The 19,956-nt window shown below is 69.6% G+C and carries 19 protein-coding genes; 6 read left to right on the forward strand and 13 right to left on the reverse strand.

Going from position 1 to position 19,956, the window contains the following annotated elements:
• Positions 1–14: 14 nt before the first annotated feature.
• The 3 genes from ACWCOV_RS16355 to ACWCOV_RS16365 are packed head-to-tail and all read left to right on the forward strand — an operon-like array spanning position 15 to position 2,781.
• Complete coding sequence (locus ACWCOV_RS16355; RefSeq protein WP_449830069.1) at positions 15–1,091, forward strand: sialidase family protein; 1,077 nt, start codon at positions 15–17, stop codon at positions 1,089–1,091.
• Between the two features lie 14 nt (positions 1,092–1,105).
• Entirely contained in the window at positions 1,106–2,041 is a 936-nt protein-coding gene (locus ACWCOV_RS16360; protein WP_449830070.1) for a dihydrodipicolinate synthase family protein, read from the forward strand.
• 29 nt (positions 2,042–2,070) lie between these two features.
• Entirely contained in the window at positions 2,071–2,781 is a 711-nt protein-coding gene (locus ACWCOV_RS16365; RefSeq protein ID WP_449830071.1) for a FadR/GntR family transcriptional regulator, read from the forward strand.
• Between the two features lie 41 nt (positions 2,782–2,822).
• Here the strand turns inward: ACWCOV_RS16365 and ACWCOV_RS16370 are convergent, their stop codons facing one another.
• From ACWCOV_RS16370 to ACWCOV_RS16380, 3 genes are read right to left on the reverse strand one after another with little or no spacing between them, the layout of a single operon-like run.
• Entirely contained in the window at positions 2,823–4,463 is a 1,641-nt protein-coding gene (locus tag ACWCOV_RS16370) for a DNA repair helicase XPB (RefSeq protein WP_449830072.1), read from the reverse strand.
• A gap of 46 nt (positions 4,464–4,509) precedes the next feature.
• Positions 4,510–6,795: a helicase-associated domain-containing protein gene (locus ACWCOV_RS16375; protein ID WP_449830073.1), complete on the reverse strand. Its 2,286-nt coding sequence runs from the start codon at positions 6,793–6,795 to the stop codon at positions 4,510–4,512.
• Entirely contained in the window at positions 6,792–7,604 is an 813-nt protein-coding gene (locus ACWCOV_RS16380) for a GNAT family N-acetyltransferase (protein ID WP_449830074.1), read from the reverse strand. Before ACWCOV_RS16380 ends, ACWCOV_RS16375 begins: the two co-directional genes overlap by 4 nt.
• Before the next feature lie 100 nt (positions 7,605–7,704).
• Here ACWCOV_RS16380 and ACWCOV_RS16385 point away from each other — a divergent pair, with 100 nt between their 5' ends.
• Positions 7,705–8,478, forward strand: a complete 774-nt coding sequence (locus ACWCOV_RS16385; RefSeq protein ID WP_449830075.1) for an alpha/beta fold hydrolase — start codon at positions 7,705–7,707, stop codon at positions 8,476–8,478.
• On the opposite strand, the gene ACWCOV_RS16390 is transcribed toward ACWCOV_RS16385, so the two are convergent.
• The 8 genes from ACWCOV_RS16390 to ACWCOV_RS16425 form a co-directional block, all read right to left on the reverse strand.
• Complete coding sequence (locus ACWCOV_RS16390) at positions 8,465–8,836, reverse strand: DUF427 domain-containing protein (RefSeq protein ID WP_449830076.1); 372 nt, start codon at positions 8,834–8,836, stop codon at positions 8,465–8,467. The two genes, ACWCOV_RS16385 and ACWCOV_RS16390, sit on opposite strands and share 14 nt — an antisense overlap.
• 69 nt (positions 8,837–8,905) lie before the next feature.
• A complete protein-coding gene (locus ACWCOV_RS16395; protein ID WP_449830077.1) occupies positions 8,906–9,691 on the reverse strand; it encodes a metallophosphoesterase in 786 nt (261 codons plus the stop codon).
• Between the two features lies 1 nt (position 9,692).
• The gene (locus ACWCOV_RS16400) at positions 9,693–10,928 is read right to left on the reverse strand and encodes an Nramp family divalent metal transporter (RefSeq protein WP_449830078.1); all 1,236 of its coding nucleotides are present in this window, start codon (positions 10,926–10,928) and stop codon (positions 9,693–9,695) included.
• Between the two features lie 34 nt (positions 10,929–10,962).
• Entirely contained in the window at positions 10,963–11,712 is a 750-nt protein-coding gene (locus tag ACWCOV_RS16405) for a hypothetical protein (protein ID WP_449830079.1), read from the reverse strand.
• A 51-nt stretch (positions 11,713–11,763) separates the two neighbouring features.
• The gene (locus ACWCOV_RS16410) at positions 11,764–12,384 is read right to left on the reverse strand and encodes an SIMPL domain-containing protein (protein WP_449830080.1); all 621 of its coding nucleotides are present in this window, start codon (positions 12,382–12,384) and stop codon (positions 11,764–11,766) included.
• Between the two features lie 164 nt (positions 12,385–12,548).
• The gene (locus tag ACWCOV_RS16415; protein ID WP_449830081.1) at positions 12,549–12,944 is read right to left on the reverse strand and encodes a HEPN domain-containing protein; all 396 of its coding nucleotides are present in this window, start codon (positions 12,942–12,944) and stop codon (positions 12,549–12,551) included.
• On the reverse strand, positions 12,944–13,573 hold the full coding sequence (locus ACWCOV_RS16420) for a nucleotidyltransferase domain-containing protein (protein ID WP_449830082.1): 630 nt from the start codon (positions 13,571–13,573) through the stop codon (positions 12,944–12,946). Before ACWCOV_RS16420 ends, ACWCOV_RS16415 begins: the two co-directional genes overlap by 1 nt.
• Positions 13,574–13,631: 58 nt before the next feature.
• Complete coding sequence (locus ACWCOV_RS16425; protein WP_449830083.1) at positions 13,632–15,095, reverse strand: restriction endonuclease; 1,464 nt, start codon at positions 15,093–15,095, stop codon at positions 13,632–13,634.
• Between the two features lie 152 nt (positions 15,096–15,247).
• Here ACWCOV_RS16425 and ACWCOV_RS16430 point away from each other — a divergent pair, with 152 nt between their 5' ends.
• On the forward strand, positions 15,248–16,870 hold the full coding sequence (locus tag ACWCOV_RS16430; protein ID WP_449830084.1) for an AMP-binding protein: 1,623 nt from the start codon (positions 15,248–15,250) through the stop codon (positions 16,868–16,870).
• Here the strand turns inward: ACWCOV_RS16430 and ACWCOV_RS16435 are convergent.
• Positions 16,853–17,743 carry a LysR substrate-binding domain-containing protein gene (locus tag ACWCOV_RS16435; RefSeq protein ID WP_449830085.1) on the reverse strand — a complete coding sequence of 297 codons (891 nt, stop codon included), beginning with the start codon at positions 17,741–17,743 and terminating at the stop codon, positions 16,853–16,855. The two genes, ACWCOV_RS16430 and ACWCOV_RS16435, sit on opposite strands and share 18 nt — an antisense overlap.
• A gap of 89 nt (positions 17,744–17,832) precedes the next feature.
• Between ACWCOV_RS16435 and ACWCOV_RS16440 the strand changes: the two genes are divergently transcribed.
• Positions 17,833–19,002 carry an MFS transporter gene (locus ACWCOV_RS16440; protein ID WP_449830086.1) on the forward strand — a complete coding sequence of 390 codons (1,170 nt, stop codon included), beginning with the start codon at positions 17,833–17,835 and terminating at the stop codon, positions 19,000–19,002.
• Here the strand turns inward: ACWCOV_RS16440 and ACWCOV_RS16445 are convergent.
• A complete protein-coding gene (locus tag ACWCOV_RS16445) occupies positions 18,964–19,935 on the reverse strand; it encodes a R2-like ligand-binding oxidase (protein WP_449830087.1) in 972 nt (323 codons plus the stop codon). The two genes, ACWCOV_RS16440 and ACWCOV_RS16445, sit on opposite strands and share 39 nt — an antisense overlap.
• Between the last annotated feature and the right edge of the window lie 21 nt (positions 19,936–19,956).

Below are 19,956 nucleotides of genomic sequence, written 5' to 3' on the forward strand. Positions count from 1 at the left end.
ACATAGTACGTCCTATGTCTTCAAGAGTCGGTGCCCGGGAAATCGCGGCCGAGATCGTGTTCGATCCGGCCGGGAGCGGCTACCACACGTTCCGGATCCCGTCCGTGCTGGCGCGGGGCTCGACCGTGCTGGCGTTCTGCGAGGGCCGGCTGCACGGGTCCGGCGACGCGGGCGAGATCGAGGTCGTGCTGCGGCGCTCGCTCGACGGCGGGCGGACCTGGCTGCCGTTGCAGGTGGTGTCCGCGGTGCCCGGCAAGACCTGCGGGAACCCGGTGCCGGTGATCGACCCGGCGAGCGGCGACATCGTGCTGGTGACGGTGCAGAACGGCGCCGACGCGGTGGAGATGTCGCTTGCCCGCGGCACCGATCCCGAGTCCGGGCGGCGGGTGTTCGTGCAGCGGTCCGCGGACGACGGCGCGACGTGGAGCCCGACGGCCGAGATCACCGCGCAGGTGAAGCCGGCCGACTGGGGCTGGTACGCGACCGGGCCGTGTCACGGGATCGCGCTGACGTCCGGGCGGCTCGTCGTACCGGCTAATCACTCGTTCGTCCCCTCGGAGCCGGTCGACGATCTGATCCGGCTGAACGGCGGGCACTGCATCGTGAGCGACGACGGTGGTGTGACCTGGTCGGTCGGGTTCGTGGATCGCAACGACGGCGCGGAGATCAACGCCAACGAGACGACCGTGGCCGAGCTTCCCGACGGGCGGCTGTACTTCAACGCCCGCAATCACCAGGGGACCGGGCCGGCCCGGGTGCACGCCTGGTCCTCGGACGGCGGTACGACGCTCGACGCGCCGTACACCGGGATCCCGGAGATCACCGCGCCAGGGATCCAGGGAAGCGTGCTCGCGCTGCCCGACGGCCGCTTGCTGCTGTCGACGCCGGTGAGTCCCTCGTCACGCCGGGAGCTGACGGTCTTCGTGAGCTCCGACGACGGGCAGACCTGGGAGCCCGGTCTGGTCGTGCACGACGGAATGGCCGGGTACTCCGATCTGGTCCTGCTGCCCGACGGCCGAGTCGGGATCTTCTACGAGGCCGGTGAGACCTCGTCCTTCGCCACCTTGCGGTTCGCCATATTCGCCCTTTGAGGTTGGGAGACCCCTTGACCGACTCCGCCCAGTTGACCGGCGTCGTACCGCCGCTCGTCACCCCGCTCACACCCGAGTACGACGTCGACACCGCATCGCTGGCAAGGTTGATCGACCATCAGCTGACCGGTGGTGTGGACGGGGTGTTCGTGCTCGGCACCTCCGGCGAAGGCACGTTCCTGACCGACGAACAGCGGCAGGTCGTGCTGGAGACCACCGTGACCGAGGTGGCCGGCCAGGTGCCGGTGCTGGCCGGTGTCATCGACACGTCGACCGCCCGCGCCGGCGCCCATCTGTCGGCCGCGTTGAAGGCCGGGGTGGACGGGCTGGTCGCGACCGCGCCGTTCTACGCCGCCACCCATCCGGCCGAGATCGAGCGGCACTTCGTCCGGCTGGCCTCGGTGGCCGGGGACACGCCGCTGTACGCGTACGACATCCCTCCGCGGGTCGGCGTGAAGCTGCCGGCGTCGCTGATGATCTCGCTCGGTCAGCGCGGGATCATCGCCGGCGTGAAGGACTCCAGCGGGCAGGAGGCGAGCCTGCGGCGGTTGGTGCTGGACCGGCGGGACGCCGGGCTGTCCGGGTTCGCGATCATGACCGGGTCCGAGGTGACGGTCGACTCGTCGCTGGCGTTCGGTGTCGACGGCGTCGTACCCGGGTTGGGGAACGTGGATCCGGCCGGGTACGTGCGGTTGTACGACGCCGTGGCCGCCGGGGATCTGGTCGCGGCGCGGGCCGAGCAGGACCGGCTGATCAGGTTCTTCGAGATCATCGACGTCGCGGACCGCAGCCGGATGGGTGCGAGCTCGGCCGCGCTGGGCGCGTTCAAGGCCGGGCTGTACCTGCTCGGCGTGATCGCCTGCCCGGTGACGGCGTACCCGTCGATCCCGTTGGACGACGCGGAGATCGAGGCGATCCGGCCCTTGCTCGAACGCGCCGGACTACACTGAACGGTTCCAAGTTTCTGAGGAGGCCGGCAGTGACGACGGGTGGGCTCAGCCGGGCACGGGGTGCGGCGGGCAATCAGTCCTTCATTCGCGACCAGATGAAGTCCTACATCCTGGAGCGCGGGCTGAAGGCGGGTGACCCGCTGCCCAACGAGCAGGAGCTGATGGCTCAGCTCGGCGTCGGGCGGCACCCGTTGCGCGAGGCGATGAAGGCCTTGCAGGCGGTCGGGATCATCGAGATCCGGCACGGGTACGGCACGTACGTCGGCGAGGTGTCGCTGCAGTCGCTGGAGGACGGGCTCGCGTTCCGGATGTCGCAGTCGATGGCCGGCGACCTCCGCGACGTCCAGAACGTCCTCGAGGTCCGCCAGGCCATCGAGGTCGGCCTGGCGGACGACGTCGTCGCGCACTTCAGCGCCCACGGGTACGACGACCTGGAGCCGATCGTGGCGGCGATGGAGGCCAAGGCCGCCGACGGCAAGTACTTCCCCGACGAGGACTGGGCCTTCCACCAGGCCCTCTACGAGCCCCTGGGCAACGCCCTCGTCATCGACCTGCTCTCCGTCTTCTGGCGAACCTTCTCCCAGGTGGACGCCCGCCTCCCCGGCGCCCGCTACACCCCCGCCGACGCCGCCGCCTGGCACCGCGACCTGCTGCAGAAGCTACAGACCGGCGACCCGGACTCCTTCGCCCGCTCGATGAAGAAACACTTCAACGGCATCCACACCCGCCTGGGCGAATAGGTTCTCCGCGTCCACGATCTCCCTCTCCAACCTCCTTCAGCTCAGGCGAAGAGGTTTTCGGCGTCGACGATGGTGTAGGCGTAGCCCTGCTCGGCTAGAAAACGTTGCCTGTGGGCGGCGAACTCGGCGTCTACCGTGTCTCGGGCGACGATGGAGTAGAAGCGGGCGGTGCGGCCGTCGCCCTTGGGGCGGAGGACCCGGCCGAGGCGCTGGGCCTCCTCCTGGCGGGAGCCGAAGGTGCCGGAGACCTGGATGGCGACCGACGCCTCGGGGAGGTCGATGGAGAAGTTGGCGACCTTGCTGACCACCAGCCGGGTGATCTCCCCGGCCCGGAAGGCGTCGAACAGCCGCTGGCGTTCGCGGACCGTCGTCTCGCCCTTGATCACCGGGCACTCCAGCCGTTCGCCGAGCTCGTCCAGCTGGTCGATGTACTGGCCGATCACCAGCAGCGGCTCGTCGGTGTGGTGCTCGGCGATCCGCCGTACCAGCCTCGACTTCGCCGGGGTCGACGCGGCCAGCCGGTAGCGGTCCTCCGGCTCGGCGGTCGCGTACACGAACCGCTCGGTCTGCTCCAGGTCCACCCGCACCTCGACGCAGTCGGCCGGCGCGATCCAGCCCTGCGCCTCGATGTCCTTCCAGGGCGCGTCGTACCGCTTCGGGCCGATCAGCGAGAACACGTCACCCTCGCGGCCGTCCTCCCGGACCAGGGTCGCGGTCAGGCCGATCCGCCGCCGGGTCTGCAGGTCGGCGGTCATCCGGAAGATCGGCGCCGGCAGCAGGTGCACCTCGTCGTACACGATCAGGCCCCAGTCGCGCGCGTCGAAGAGCTCCAGGTGCGAGTAGACGCCCTTCCGGCGGGTCGTCATCACCTGGTACGTCGCGATGGTCACCGGGCGGATCTCCTTGCGGGCACCGGAGTACTCGCCGATCTCGTCCTCGGTCAGGCTGGTCCGGCGGAGCAGCTCGTCCTTCCACTGCCGCGCGGACACCGTGTTGGTGACCAGGATCAGCGTGGTCGCGGAGGCCTGCGCCATCGCGGCCGCGCCGACAATCGTCTTGCCGGCCCCACAGGGCAGGACGACGACACCGGAGCCACCGTGCCAGAAGGAGTCGACCGCCTGCTGCTGATACGGGCGCATGTCCCAGCCGTTGCGGACCAGTTCGATCTTGTGCGTCTCACCGTCGACGTACCCGGCGAGGTCCTCGGCCGGCCAGCCGAGCTTGAGCAGGGTCTGCTTGAGGTGACCGCGCTCCGACGGGTGCACCAGCACGGTGTCGTCGTCGATGCGGGCGCCCATCATCGGCTTGACCTTGTTGCTCCGCAGCACCTCTTCCAGCACCGGCCGGTCGGTCGTCACCAGCACCAGCCCGTGCTGCGGGTGCTTCTCCAGCCGCAGTCGCCCGTAGCGGTCCAGAGTCTCGGCGATGTCGACAAGCAGCGAGTGCGGGACGGGGTAGCGGCTGTACCGCAGCAGCACGTCGATGACCTGCTCCGCGTCGTGCCCGGCCGCCCGCGCGTTCCACAGCCCCAGCGGCGTCAGCCGGTAGGTGTGCACATGCTCCGGCGCCCGCTCCAGCTCAGCAAACGGCGCAATAGCCTTCCGGCACTCATTGGCGTCCGCATGCGCAGTCTCCAACAAGAGGGTCTTGTCCGACTGCACAATCAATGGACCGTCTGTCACGCCATGCTCCTATCGTCGCCCCGACCTTCCATTGTGCCTGAGGCGATCAATCGACGGCGCGGGCGGCAGCTATCCGGTGCAGGGCGTAGGTGCGGGGCTGGTCGGCGCCTTCGTCGTAGGCGGTGAGCCAGCCGTCGGCTACTCGGACGGGTTCGACGATGCGTTCGGAGCTGGTGCCGTTGTGGTCCACGTAGGAGATCCAGGTGCGGGTGTGGGCCTCGGCGGCGTTGGAGAGGACGCCGATGGTCTCGGCCGGGGCGGTGGGTTCGACCAGGCCCTCGTCGGCGGGGCGCTCGGCGGCGATGCGGTCGCCGGCGCGGACCTTCTCGATGACGGCCTTCACCTGGTCGTCGGTGAGGTCGAGCGGGCTGTCGACGAAGTCCCGGCTGGTACGGCGACGCGGAGTCTCACCCCGTCGGGTCGCGGCCGTGGTCACGTGCACGACCCCGTCGAACGTCTCCGCCAGCGGCGCCAGACCGGCCTCGCGCAACCGGCTCAGCACCATGTCCGGCGGCGACGGCGACACCACGACCGTCGGCGCCAGCCGGCGGAACCGGATGCCCGGCAGGTTCGAGCTGAGCAACTGCGTCAGCACGTCCTCGTCGTCACACCGCAGGTACGTCGACGCCGTGCCAAGCCGGAGTACGCCGTGACGCCGCGCAACGTCGTCGATGAGGTACGTGAGCGGCTGGGGGACCGGTGTGCGGGAATGCTCGGCCAGCCACTTGTGCAGCTGGTCCGCGGTTCGTCCGAGGTCGAAGGCTCGCCGTACTGAGCTCTCACTGAACCTGTAGACACCCGCACCGCCGTGCGACTCCACGTCAGCCATGGAGGACAGCTCGTCCTGCACAGTGCGGATCAGGGGGCCGGGCGCGACCGCAGTGAGGTCCGCTTGCAGCAGGACCTCGGACACCGGCTCGGGGACGAGCGGGCTGATCGCCTCAGCCAGGTCCTCGGCGGTGGGCTCTGCCGCGAGCAGCGGCCGTGCATGCTTCGCCAGAGCCCCGAGGCCAGTCAGGCCGAGCAGTGCGGCCTCAGTGATCGTCCACTCGACCAGCTCGTCCCGGAACTGCCCACCACGCCGCGGCCGGTGCCAGGCGACCCAGGTGACCACAGACTCCGTCGCGGGCGCCGTACCAGCTTCTGCCTCGGCCAACGCCTGCAGGGCGAGCACTCGGATCTCTGGGGCCAGCAGCCGCTCCAGGTCAGGCGCCAGCGCGTTGATCAGCCGCTCACGCGCGGCAGCCGTCGCACCGCCGCTGTCCCGCCGGCCGATCAGTCCGATCGCTCGGAGCCCGGTGAACCACGCCATGACGAGCTGAGCCCACCGTTGTGCGAGTCCGAGCTCCAGCCAGTCGTCGTACGAGCTGGTCGGCAGCCAGAGCTCACTAGTGCCGACCTCCACCGCCGCAACGAGCCCAGCGGCGTAAGCGATCTCCAGCACCGCAGCGGTCGTTTGCTCTTCCGCACCGATCTTGCCGGCCAGGCTGCGCAGCTCACGGACGCCGACACCACCAGTACGGAGCACAGGCGGCGGCTCAGTGCCGAGCTGCTCCAGAGCACGATCGACAAGGCGCACCAGATCGAGCGCCGCACCAGCAGCTGCCCGATCGCCGATCGCTGCCGAGACCCGCTTGCCGTCCAGCGGCGGCGGCACCGGCCGCGTCGACGCCAGCACCCGCCCGCCACGCAGGTGCAGCCCGATCTGCCGTGGCAGCACCACGGTGTTCGCATCCTTCGGTACGACGAGACCGCGCGCGAGCAACCGCTCGACCGGCGTACGGGCCGAGGCGATCGTCACCGGCCGCTCAGCCTTCTCCACCGAACCGGTCGGCGGACCCCACGTCAGCTTGTCCAGCACCGCACGCGCGTCCGGACCGGCCTCCTCGATCAGCTTGTCCAGGTCGCCGAAATGTCGCGTAGTGACCGGACCGAGGCCGGCGGGTGTCGGCCCGAGCAACTCGTGCACCGCGCGGATGGGCCGTAGGTCGTCCTCGCTACCCCACACCAGCGCCAGGTCGAGCAGCTCCTCGACCCGCGGCCGGACCACCTCGACAGGCTGGTCAACGCCGGCCGCCAGGTCCGCCAGCCCCACCGGCTCAGGCAGCGCCGACAGCGCCTCCAGCAGGTCGACACCGAACTCATCCAGCCGATTGATCGCCCGCGCGGCCGAGGCATTCGTGGTCGCCCGAGCCGCCAGCTGCCCGGTGTCCGCGGGAATCGGCACCGCCAGATCAGGCCGCCGCTGCAGCAATCGCCCCAGCGCAGAGTCATCCCACGCACGCAACGCCTCAGCAAGGGTACGCGGACGACTCCGCTCGGTCGTGCTCATCCCTCAAACGGTACGCCCATTGGGAGCTGCTCCGCGGCGGCGGCTGTGGCGATGCGGTGGAAGCCGACGCGTTCGTAGACGGCGGCTACCGCGTTGGTTTCGGCGGAGAGGAGGATGAGGTCGATGCCGTTGGCGAAGGCGTGCTCGGCCAAGGCGCTGGTCACCGCGGCGGCGAGTCCTCGGCGGCGCATGGACGGGAGCGTGCCGACGCCGACGATCTCGGTGGTGGTGCCGACTGGCTGGTGCTGGCCGCTGGCGACCATGCCGTCGTCGGTGAACGCGGCGGCGGACACCGTGACGCCGCGGCGAACCCGGTCCAGGACCGCCTCGATCAAGTCATCGGCCACCTCAGCAGCCTTCGCGTCGCGCTCCTGCGGTCCGGCCACGCCGACCGCCGTACCCGGGTCGCCGAAAGCCAGCGACGCGACCGCCCGGGCCTGCCGCAGTACAGTGGCGTCCGCCGGCAGGATCTCGCACCGGGCATCCGCCGACGCCGGCCGGAACTGGTCGCGCTCGAGCACAAGCAACGGGTGCTCGACCACGGACAGCCCGGCCTCCGCAGCCGCCGGACCGAGCGACGGGCAGGTGTCGACGACCCACTCGAAACTCACCGGGATCCCGAGCTCCTCGCACCGCGACCGCAGTACGTCGACATCGTCCGGCTTGACCGCGGCCCCGTTGCGAGGCACCGGACGCGCGTAGTACGGCCAGACCGTCGTACTGCGGAAGAGGGTGAACGGACCGACCTGCTCGGCCACGGCACCGGACAGCGGGACCGCGTGGAGGTAGTCGTCGACTCTGCTGATCATCGCGACGCAGTGAATCACCCGAGCGCGACCGGCGCCAGGGATTGTGTCGAACTTCGCACCCCGGCTCCGACGTCACCGACAACGCCCTGAGGAGGACGACATGCAGACGGTGACTTCGGCGGACGGTACGACGATCGCCTACGAACGCCTGGGCAGCGGCCCGCGGCTGATCCTGGTCCCGGGTGCGCTGTGCGACCGGAGCGCACTGCGGCCGCTGGCCGACGAGCTGGCGGCCGACTTCGACGTGGTGACGTACGACCGCCGCGGCCGCGGTGACAGCGGCGACAGGACGCCGTACGACGTACTGCGCGAGGTGGACGACATCGGCGCGCTGCTGACAGCCGTCGGCGGTACGGCGGCCGTCTACGGGCACTCGTCAGGCGCCGGACTCGTCGCGGTCGCCGCGGGGACCGGGCTGCCGTTCACGCAGGTGGTGCTGCACGAGCCGCCGTACGGTCCGGACGACGTGGACACGGAGGAGGACGGTGCGGAGGTGATCGAGCTGATCACGCAAGGGCGCCGACAGGAGGCGGTCGAGCTGTTCCTGCTGATGGCGGGCATGCCGAAGGAGGCAGCCGTGGAGACCGCGGCGGCTCCTGGTGTCGCCGACCTCGCCCCGACCCTGGCGTACGACTTCGCCGTGATGGACCACGCCGCACCGGGCGGACGGGTGCCGGTCGACCTGCTCGCCAAGCTCATGCAGCCGACCCTCGTCGTGGCCGGGACCGCGTCGCCGCCGTTCATGGTCGACGCGGCGCACCGGATCGTGAAGGAGCTGCCGGCCGCGTCACTGCACGAGCTGGCCGACCAGGACCACGTCGTACCGCCGGAGATCCTCGCTCCGGTGCTGCGCGAGTTCCTCAGTCGACGATGATCTCGATCGACACCTTGTCCGGGTAGAAGGCCAGGTACTCGCGGATGTCGGCGACCGCGTCGTACGGCTGCTCGTAGGTCCAGACCGCGTTCACCCCGGTCGAGCCGGCGGGCAGCACGCTGTAGTACGACGCGTCGCCCTTGTACGGGCAGTACGTGTGGTGGTCGGTGCGCTCCAGCAGCGTCAGGTCGACGTCGTCCCGCGGGATGTACTGCACCGCCGGGTAGCTCGCCTCCTGCAGTGACAACGCGTCCCGGGTGTCCGCGATCACCTGCTCACCGGCCTTCACCACCACCCGGTCCGGGTTCTTCGCGATCGTGATCGGGTGGTCCGGACCGGGAATCTTCTGCAGAGCCATCAACGTCTCCCAAGGGCGTGGTTCACCGTCAACTTTTCAACAACCGGGGAGCGTGCAGCGGCATTCCCGTTACAGCTGTTCGAGTTCGACCACCAGGCACGGGCCGCCGTCGAAGGCGCCGCCGTCGATGCCGAGGACCAGGCCGTCGGCGTACAGCAGTGGCTCGGTGAGGTACGCCGGGTCGATGCCGAGCTGGTCGGCGATGATGCTGTGGCCGTGCACGATCCGGTGGCCGCCGAGGTGCTCGAGCAGGATCGAGGCGACCTGTGGGCCGCCCGGGCCGCGGAACGCGTACCGCGACGTCATCCGCCGCCAGACCTCCCACCAGACCACGATGTCGTCACTGTGCAGGTCGGCGCTCGCGGCGGCGTTGATCTGGTCGATCGTGTCACCCCACTCGACGTACTCCGCGGTGTCGGAGTGCATCAGCAGGTGGCCCGCGTCCAGCCCGAGCATCGGCCGGTCGAGCAGCCACTCGACGTCGTCGTCGGTGAGCAGTTCCTGGTCCCGGTCCTGGCCGCCGTTCAGCGCCCAGGACCGCTCGAAGCTGCGGCTGGTGATCCCGTCGTGCGGGACGAAGGTGCCGCCGAACTTGTGCATCCCGAGCGCGAGGATCTCGTGGTTGCCGAGCAGCACCCGGATCGCGTCGTCCGGCGCCTGGTCGATCAGCCTGCGGACGAAGCGCAGTACGCCGATCCCGTCCGGGCCGCGATCGAAGAAGTCACCGAGGAACCACAGTCGCGCGTCCGCCCCGGACCAGTTGCCCTCGGCATCCGTCAGCCCGGCCGCGTGCAACGACGCCTGCAGCTTCTCAGGGTGACCGTGGATGTCGCTGACGGCATAGACAGAGGTCATGTCATCCCCGGAAGGTGAGGACGATCAGTACGACGTTCAGCACCGAGACGGCGGTCGCTACCAGGCATGCGGTGAGAGTAGTCGCCCACCGGTTGACAAAGTCGCCCATGACGCGCCGGGAGGCGGTCAATCGGACCAGCGGCCAGAGCGCGCACGGGATGCCGAAGCTCAGCACCACCTGCGAAACCACCAGCGCCCGGCTGGGATCGATGCCAATCGCAAGGACCAGCAGCGCCGGCACCAGCGTGATCAGCCGCCGGGCCGCCAGCGGGACGTGGCGCCGCCAGAAGCCGTCCAGGATCACCGAGCCGGCGTACGTGCCGACCGAGGAGGACGCGAACCCGCTCGCCAGCAGGGCCAACGCGAACAGCAGCGCGGGCATCTCACCGAGCCGGACGCCGATCGCACTGTGCGCCGCGTCCAGGGAGTCGGCGCCGGTGCCGTCCAAGGCGGCCGCGGCGACCACCACCATCGCGAGGTTGACCGCGCCGGCCAGTGCCATCGCGACGGCCACATCCAGCCTGGTGGCTCGTAGTACCCGGGTCTTGCCCTCGGCCGAGCCGAGCGTCTTCCAGTGGCGGTCGGTGACGAGTGCCCCGTGCAGCCAGATCGCGTGCGGCATCACGGTCGCGCCGAGCATGCCGGCCGCCAGCACCAGCGACTCGGTCCCGTCCAGCCGCGGCACCAGACCACCCAGTACGGCGGTGCCCGACGGCTCCGACTGCACCGTCGACACCACGAACCCGAGCAGCACCACCGCGAGCAGCCCGATGATCGCCGCCTCGAACGGACGCTGCCCGCGCTTCGACTGGTAGATCAGCAGCCCGAACGACACCGCGCCCGTGATCACACCGCCGAGCAGGAGCGGGATCCCGAACAGCAGGTTCAGCGCGATCGCGCCGCCGACCACCTCGGCCAGGTCGGTCGCGATCGCCACCAGTTCGGCCTGCGCCCACAACCCGGTGGACGTGGACCGTTTGAAGTGGTCCCGGCAGAGCTGGGGGAGGGTCCGGCCGGTCGCGATACTCGCCTTGGCGGCCAGGTACTGCACCAGGACGGCCATCAGGTTCGCCCCGACCACGACCCAGCAGAGCAGGTAGCCGTACGTCGCCCCGGCCGCGATGTTGGTCGCGAAGTTGCCCGGATCCACGTACGCGACGGCCGCGACGAAGGCCGGTCCGAGCAGCAACAGCCCGGACCGGCTCAACTGCCGTTTCAGCGGCGCCGGCGCGTACATGGAAGAAGTCTCCCCGACGCCGCAACCCCCGCGGTCAGGTTCCGGTGGTCGACGTCCCCAGCACCTTGCTCGCCTTGGCGGCCGCCTCGACCACAGGCTCCTCGATGTCCGAGGTGTCGAAGTTCATGCTGAGCAGTACGTCGCCGAGCGCGGCGAACGCGAACGTCACCTCGAGCCCCGCCAGCGGGCCGCTCGCCGCGGAGAACCGGACCGCGACCGGGGTGGTGCCGGCCTTGGGCGCAGCGACCTCGGTGACCGTGACCGTCGAGCTGCCGACGCCTTCGATGCTGAGCTTGGCCTTGCCGCAGGCCTTCACCGCTGCCTTGACGGAGGCCAGGTAGGCGGTGTTCGCCGCGGCCGACGGCATCGCCTCGAGCGTCTCACCGACGAACGGCCCGTTCTGACCGCCGGAGAACCCCCGGGTCACCCCGACCTTCGCGCCCGGCGTCGAGTCGGCGTTGAACAGCTGCACCAGCTTCGCGCACTTGGCGTTCGTCGACGACAGCTCGGTCCCGTCGTCGCCCTCCGCGTCCGGATCGATCGCGAAGCCGGCCGGCAGGTCCTCCAGCGCCAGCAGCGCCTTGGTCAGCGTCGCCTTCGTCCGGGCGACCGGAGCCTTGGACGGCGGCGCAGCCGGAGTCGTCGGTACGGCGCTCGGCGTACCGCTGCTCGCGGACGGCGTCGGCGTCGGTGTCGTCGCCGAGCCGCCCGCGGTGTCGGATCCGCCGCAGGCGACCAGGGTCAGTAAGAGGACGGCCGGGACAACGGCTCGCTGCAACACCATGAGTTCCCTCCCCAGGAAAGTTGCAACGAGTCTAGACCGGAACTCGGTCCATCACGCCCAGGAGAAGTGCACCTGCAACGAGACCTCAATGGCCTGGTCGCCCGGGCTGATGCTGACCGCCGCGTCGAAGCCACCACCCAGCATCTTGCTCTGAGCCTGCTCGCGGATCGGGAAGTAGCCGTGCGACTCGGAGATCATCGTGACGGAGCCGAGGGAGTAGCCGGCGAGTCCGGCGAGCTCCTCGGCCTTCTCCCGCGCCTGGCGGAAGGCGAGCTCGCGGGCCCGGGTGAGCAGCGGGCCCTTCTCCTGGACGTCGAACTGCAGGTAGTCGAGTCCGAGGCTGTTGCCTGCGGCATCCACCGCCGCGTTCAGCAGCCGGCCGAAGCCGGTCAGGTCGGTGGTGGTGATCGTCAGGCTGTGCGACGCGTGGAATCCGCTCGGCGCCGCCATCTCCTTGTACTGCGGATGCACCTGCACCGAACTGGTCGCGATGTCGGCGGCCTCGACCCCCTGCTGTCGCAGCGCCGCGATCACCGCGTCCGTCCGCTGCGCCACCTGCGAGACCGCGGTTGCCACGTCGGCCGCGTCATGGCCGACGCTCAGCGTCATCCGCAGTACGTCCGGCGCCGCACTCACCTGTCCCGACCCGACAACGCTCACCCCAGTGTCCATGCCATGCAGTCTGACACTTCCCTCGGTCAACGGACTCGGACCACCTGGTGTCGGCCATTCCGTAAACCGGCCGCCGGAGACTGCACCGTCACCACCGACTCCAAACTCCGCCTCAACACCGCCCCCGACGACGGCGAAGACCCCACCGACACCGAACTCCAGATCTACGAGTCCCCGCTGCCTTGGCCAGGTGCGACGGACTGCGCTGATTCCAGCAAGCGCGCAGCCCAGTCGATGCTCTTCGCCGCATCTGTGGCCGATACCGGGGCCGCCTGGTACTGACACTTCGACTTGAGCTTCAGCAGGCGGGACAGCGTCGTACTGCTGTCCCGCCCCGCCGGTCCCGCGTTCTTCAGCTCGGCAACGGCTTCCGCGTGGTTGTCGGACTTTCTCGTCCGGCCGGTCAAGGCGAGACAGATTGCGTCCTTGGAGTTGATGCCTGAGGTGACCGCGTTCGACGCGGCGGCGTTGTACAGCCCGAGGTCATTGGTCAGCTCGGCGGCTTCGAGGAACTCGCGGGCCTTTGCCAGGTGGGCTCGGGCTTCGTCGAGAGCTGCCACTAACCGGCCTTTCGGGTGAGTGTGCGTTGAGGTGATCTGCCGGCGACCGGGACGGCGTCGCGGCGGAGTTCGCTGACCAGGCGCTCGCCTCGGTCGATCAGGTCGCGGATCTCCTGTGCGCTGTACTCAACGACTTGGCAGGCGTTGCCGGACCAGAGCGTTGCGTGTTCGGTGAGTGTCTCCACCTGCGACAGCCATCGAGGATCGGATTCGTCGACCTCGTCCGGGCGTACGACGAGGAGGTCCAGGTCGCTGTCCGTCCCGCCCTGGCCGCGAGCGGTTGACCCGAACAGCCACACCGCCTTGGCCGGCACCTCCCATGACTCTGCCTCGGCCTTGAGTCGTTCGAGCAGCAGTTCGCGAAGCCGCGCGAGCGTGTCGATGGCTGAGTAGGCGACGTGGTCACGGTTGAGGGTGTACAGCTTTGCGCGGCCGGCCGGCTCGGACCTGACAATGCCGTTCCGCACCAGTTCGTCGAGAACCTTCTGTACCCCGCTGGGACTTGCCGAGATGCGCAGCAGGCTGGTGACCGCGCGCCCTGTCAGCGGCTTGTCGGTCCGGGCGAGGACGCCGAGAACGCGGCCGTGCAGCCCTGGAACCACGCTCGACACTGGTTCTGGGAACTGCATGGCAACCACCTCCAGCTGCCCACTATATCAGCCATATGCCCACTTTTCAGAACAATACTCAGCTAGCGCGGCGGATGATGCGGGCGGGGATGTTGTGGTGGTGGCAGAGGGAGAGGAGGGCGGTGCCGTCGATGAGTTGGAGGGGTTTGCCGGTGGCGAACTGGTAGCTGGAGGGGCCGAAGCCGCTGGTGGTGATGAGGATGCCCTTGGTGGCGCCGGCGTCGAGGACGGTGCCGAAGAGGTCGCGGACGGCGGACGGCGGCACGGTGCGGGTCCAGAGCTTGGCCTGGACGACGAACTTGCCGCCGGTGATCGGCCGCGGGTCGTAGGCGACGCAGTCGATGCCGCCGTCGTGGCCGCGGCGGAACAGCCGCGTCTCCAGGCCCATCCGGGTGAGCAGGTTCTGAACCAGGTGCTCGAAGGACTCCGGGCTGAGCTCCAGCAGGTTCGGCCGGCTGTCGAGCTCGCTGATCACGTCCACCGGCTCGATCGTCCGGGGATCGGCGAGGTCGAACTCGAGCACGGGCTCCACCGGCTGCAACTCCTCCGGATGCCGTGACACCTCCGCCGAGAAGTAGTGCCGCACGCAGGCGACCGGATCGAGCTGGTCCAGCACCAGCGCCTGGAACTGCTCCTTCGTCGCCCGCAACGTGATCAGGCACGGCCGCACGGTCTGCCCGGTCGGCAGGTCCACCGACTCGACCATCCCGTTGAACACCACCGTGTCCACCACGCCGTACCGGTCGCTCCCGAACACCACGTGCAAGGCCCGCAACGCCAACTGGGCAACGAGTTGCTGGTACAGCAGCCGCATCTCCTGCGACGGGCGCGGCACCGCCACCACGGCATCCTTGGCGCGGTCGTAAACGTAGGAGGCCTCAGCCGGTACGACGTCCACCCCCGGAAGCTCCCACTCGACTGCCAGCAGGGTGGACTCGGGGACGTAGCCGACCCGGCGCCGGCGGGGGAAGTCGAGCGGCTCGGCAACCCGATCGAGCGCCTTCTGGAAGTACTTGGTGACCGCAGCCCGGTCCCGGCCCTCGACCGCGCGCTGGTAGGCGTCGACCCGGGCGTGCTGCTCCGCGGTCGCCTCGTCGAGCCGGCGCTGTTGCTCGACCTGGTCCCGCAGCGCGCGAGCCACGCGCTCGCGGCGGTTCTCCTCGGCCGCCCGGTGCCGTTCGATCGCTTCGGCGAACCGGTCCTCCGCGTCGGCGAGTCGACGCGCGAACCTCCGGTCGGCGCCCCACCAGCGGAAGCGGCCTGGTGTGTGGGGCACAAACGCATCCCAGACCGGTCCGGGATGCGCTTCGAGATCGGCCGGCGAGACGGTCGGCGGCGCCCGCCGCGGGGCCCGTTTCAGGGTCTGCAGATCGGTGCCGTCGACCTCGATCGCGAGCGCGCCGGAGAGCACGTTGCCCAGGGCCCGGACACGCTCGACCACCGCAGCGGTTCGCTGGGCCGCCTCCGCGGTGCGTCCCGGCGGCCGATCGCTGCGGGCCTGACCTTCCAAGGAACGGCCCATGCCTCACACCTCTCCGATCTACTGTAACTGCCCGGCCACGCTCCGCGACCGAAGTGACGGAGAGTTGGTAAGGACATTGCTTGCCGTCCACCCCCTGTTTCCTGCCGCACGTGCACTTGCAGGCGCACCTGGCCCACGTGACGATGGCCCTTATGAGCCTGCCTTCCTACGTGTCCGGGGTGTCCGAGGTTCCGTTGCTGGGCGAGACGATCGGCGCCAACCTCAGACGCACGGTGAGCAGGTACGGCGACCGCGACGCACTCGTGGAGGTCCAGACCGGAAGGCGCTGGACGTACGGCGAGTTCGGCGCCGAGGTCGACGTGGTCGCGCGCGGCCTGCTGGCCCGCGGGATCGCGAAGGGTGACCGGGTCGGCATCTGGTCCCCGAACTGCGCCGAGTGGACGATCACGCAGTACGCGACCGCCACGATCGGCGCGATCCTGGTGAACATCAACCCGGCGTACCGGACCCACGAGCTGGCCTACGCGCTGAACCAGTCCGGGGTCCGGATGCTGATCTCGGCGACCGAGTTCAAGACCAGTGACTACCGCGCGATGGTCGACGAGGTGCGCCCGGACTGCCCGGCGCTGGAGGAGATCGTCTACATCGGCACCGGCGACTGGGACGAGCTCCGGTCGGCCGCGGACCGGATCCCGGTCGGCGAGCTGCACGCCCGCGAGGCCGAGCTGACCTTCGACGACCCGATCAACATCCAGTACACCAGCGGCACCACCGGCTTCCCGAAGGGCGCCACGCTCAGCCACCACAACATCCTCAACAACGGCTTCTTCGTCACCGAGACGATCGCGTTCACCGAGCAGGACAGGCTGTGCATCCCGGTGCCCTTCTACCACTGCTTCGGCATGGTGATGGGCAACCTCGGCTGTACGACGCACGGCGCCTGCATGGTGATTCCGGGCCCGGCGTTCGACCCGGCCGCGACCCTGCGAGCCGTCCAGGAAGAGCGGTGCACCGGGCTGTACGGCGTACCGACGATGTTCATCGCCGAGCTCGGGCTGCCCGACTTCGGCGACTACGACCTGACGAGTCTGCGGACCGGTGTGATGGCCGGGTCGCCGTGCCCGATCGAGGTGATGAAGCGGTGCGTCGCGGACATGCACATGGCCGAGGTGGCGATCTGCTACGGCATGACCGAGACCTCGCCGGTGTCGACGCAGACCCGTCGCGACGACGACCTGGACCGCCGTACGTCGACAGTCGGCCGGGTGATGCCGCACGTCGAGGTGAAGCTGGTCGACCCGGCCACCGGGCTCGTGGTCGACAGAGGTGAGCCGGGGGAGCTGTGCACCCGCGGGTACTCGGTGATGCTCGGCTACTGGGACGAGCCGCAGAAGACCGCGGAGGCGATCGACCAGGCGCGCTGGATGCACACCGGCGACCTGGCGGTGATGCGCGAGGACGGCTACGTGAACATCGTCGGCCGGATCAAGGACATGGTGATCCGCGGCGGCGAGAACGTGTACCCGCGGGAGATCGAGGAGTTCCTCTACACGCACCCGTCGGTGGCCGACGTCCAGGTGGTCGGCGTACCGGACGCCAGGTACGGCGAGGAGCTCTGCGCCTGGATCAAGCTCAAGCCCGGCGCCGATCCCCTCGACTCCGACGCCGTCCGGACCTTCGCCACCGGCAAGCTCGCGCACTTCAAGATCCCGAAGTACGTCGTCCTCGTCGACGACTTCCCGATGACGGTGACCGGCAAGGTCCGCAAGGTCGAGATGCGCGAGAAGTCGGTGGAGCTACTCGGACTCGCGTGACCTCAGGTAGGTCGCGAACGCCTGCAGGGAAGGCGTGTCCTCACCACGACGCCAGATCAGGCCGAGGGCCGACTCGGCGACGCCGGTGATCGGGATGTTGACGATGTCGGCCCGGCGGTTCTGCTCGGCGCTGCGGTGGCACAGCAGCATGCCGCCGCGGTCGGCTGCGATCAGGGACAGGCCTTCCTGGAGGGTGCGGTACTCCGGGCCGCGGTGGATCAACGCGCCGGCCGGGGTCTGCGTCGGCGCCTGGGCCTGACGCCAGTAGCCGGGCGCCGGGCCGGAGACGGCGATCAGCACCTCGCCGGCCAGGTCCTCGACGTCGAGGTGCTCGCGGCCGGCGAGCGGGTGCCGGGTGGAGACCGTGAGCGTTTGCGGCTGGCGGGAGAAGACCGGGCCGAGGACGAGATCGTCCTCCGCGACGGGCATCATCACGACGGCCGCGTCGACCTCGCCGCGTCGCAGCGCGCCGAACGGGTCGTTCAGGGGCAGCTCGACGGTGTCGATCAGGCAGTTCGGATTGCGGGACTGGAACTCCGACACCGCGGCGAGGATCTGGTCGTTCGCCGTGCCCTGGAAGCCGATCCGGAGCTGGCCCTTCACGCAGTTCGCGTAGTCGCGGGCGTTCTCCACCACTCGCTCCAGCGCCGCGTACGCCGGTCGCAGCGAGGTGAGGAACTCCTTGCCGAGCGGAGTCAGCGCGACCCGGCGGCTGGTCCGCTCGAACAGCTGCCCGCCGATCCGGCGTTCGAGCGACTGCAGCAGCTGGCTGACGCGGCTCTGCGAGAGATAGAGGCGTTCCGCCGTACGGCCGAAGTGCCGCTCGTCCGCGAGCACCAGGAAGCACTCCAGCTCGCGGATCTCGACCGCCATCTCCCGACCTCCGATCGATTAGCTCAGCTAATACAAGCATGACCAGATCGCCGTTGTTCCGCACCCCTGGGTGGCCGAAACCTTGAAGTATGACGACGATCTGCGCCGACCAGGTGATCCCGCGGACCGGAGGCTGGGCCGCTTCGGTGACCATGGCCGCGACCGTGTTCACGGTGGTGACCGCCGAGATGCTGCCGGTCGGCCTGCTCACCCCGATGAGCGCGAGCCTCCAGGTCAGCGAAGGCACCGCCGGCCTGACCCTGACGGTCACCGGCATCGTCTCCGCGCTGGCCGCACCGCTGCTGCCGCTGGTCCTGGGCAAGCTCGACCGCCGCACCGCCATGGTCGGCCTGCTGGCGCTGCTCGCCGCGGCCGGGTTCCTCGCGGCTGCCGCGCCGAACTTCGGCACGCTGATGGCCGCGCGGGTGCTGATGGGGATCTCGATCGGCGGCGTCTGGCTGTTCACGATCGGTCTGGCGCGGCGCGTCGTACCCGCGCATGCGGCCGGTCCGGCGACCTCGCTCATCTTCAGCGGCATCGGAATCGCTTCTGTGCTGGGGATTCCGGCCGGCGCGTACGTCAGCGAGCTGGTCGGCTGGCGCTGGGCGTTCGCCGCCGTCGGCCTGTTGTCCGGCGCCTTGGCCGTGGCTCTGGCGTTCCTGCTCCCGCCGTTGGCCGCGGAGAAGGCCGTCCGCCTGAGTGACGTCGCCGAGGTCCTGAAGCTCAAGCAATTGCGGGTCGGCCTCGCGCTGGTCGCACTCCTCGTCACCGGCCACTTCGCCGCCTACACCTACGTCCGGCCGCTCCTCGAGAAGCAGGCCGGCATCACCCCGGCCCTGATCGGCACGCTCCTTCTCGCGTACGGCGTCGCCGGCATCGTCGGCAACTTCGTCGCCGGCTCACTCCGCCCGGCCCGTGCGATCGCCGTGATCGCGGCCGGCATCGCCGCGGTCGCCGTACTCATGCCAATCGCCGGCACGACTATCGCCGGATCCCTGATCCTGTTGCTGGCTTGGGGATTCGCGCACGGCGGCACGAGCGTCAGCACCCAGGCCTGGGGTCACGCCGCGGCACCCAGGGCGCCCGAAGCGTCGTCCGCCGTACTCGTCGGGGTCTACAACGGCTCGATCGCACTGGGCGCCTTCGCCGGCGGCCAGGTCGCCGACCACGCCGGTACGACGACCGTCACCTGGCTGCCTGCGGTCCTGGCCACCGCCGCGCTAGTCGTTGTCCTGGCGAACCGCCGCCAGCGCGGCTGAGTCCTCGTCGCCGAAGTCGTCCTCGAGTTTCTCCGGGGAGTAGTCGAGGTCGATCCCGGCGACGTCCGCGCCGACCGCCGACTCGATCGCGCCGAGGCGCCGGGTCGCGCGGTCGCCGGCGTACGTCATCAACGCGGTCGGGTTGATCTCCGGCGGGAGCTCGGGGGAGTTGTCCAGCGCCCACTGGATCTGGGTCAGCGCGTGCGGGAGGAGCTCCTCCATCGTGTCGGTGACGACCTGCCAGTTCGACGCGTCGGCGGCGACGTGCCGCCGGCAGGTGAACGTGCCCCAGGCCATGTGCCGGCGCTCGTCGTCGCCGATCTTGCGGATCAGCTCCTGCATGCCGGGCAGGACGCCGCGCGACGTGCAGAGCAGGTTCCAGGCGTGGTAGCCGGTGAGGGCCAGAGTCCCTTCCACCACGTGGTTGTAGGTGACGCTCGCGCGGACCTGGTTGGCCGGGGACGGGTCGTCGGCGAGTGACTTGAGCGCGACCGGCAGGGCCTCGTAGAAGATCGCGCGGTAGCCCGGGTTGTTCTCGACGTAGTGGTGCAGGTCCTCGGTGACGCCGACCGCGTCCAGCCAGAGCCGGAAGACCGCGGTGTGCTTGGCCTCCTCGAAGCAGAACTGGGTCAGGTACATCTCGTCGCCGAACCGTCCTTCGGCCGCCATCGCCTGCAGGAACGGCTGCAGGTCCTCGGTGACCGCCTCCTCACCGGCGATGAACTGGGCGCAGAGCAGCAACGCGTTGTCCTTGTCGTTGTCGCTCAGCTCCTGCCAGTCCTTCGCGTCCTGGCTGAAGTCGATGTCGCGTGGGTTCCAGAACTTGCGGTTGCCCTTGTCGAACAGCCGCAGCGGCAACGCATCCCAATTGAGACCGCCGGATCGCAGCGAGCTGAAACCCTGTCTGTGCAGGGGATTCGTCGTCGTGGTCATACCTGCCTCCTGGCTCCTGGC

Source organism: Kribbella sp. NPDC002412 (assembly GCF_053592935.1).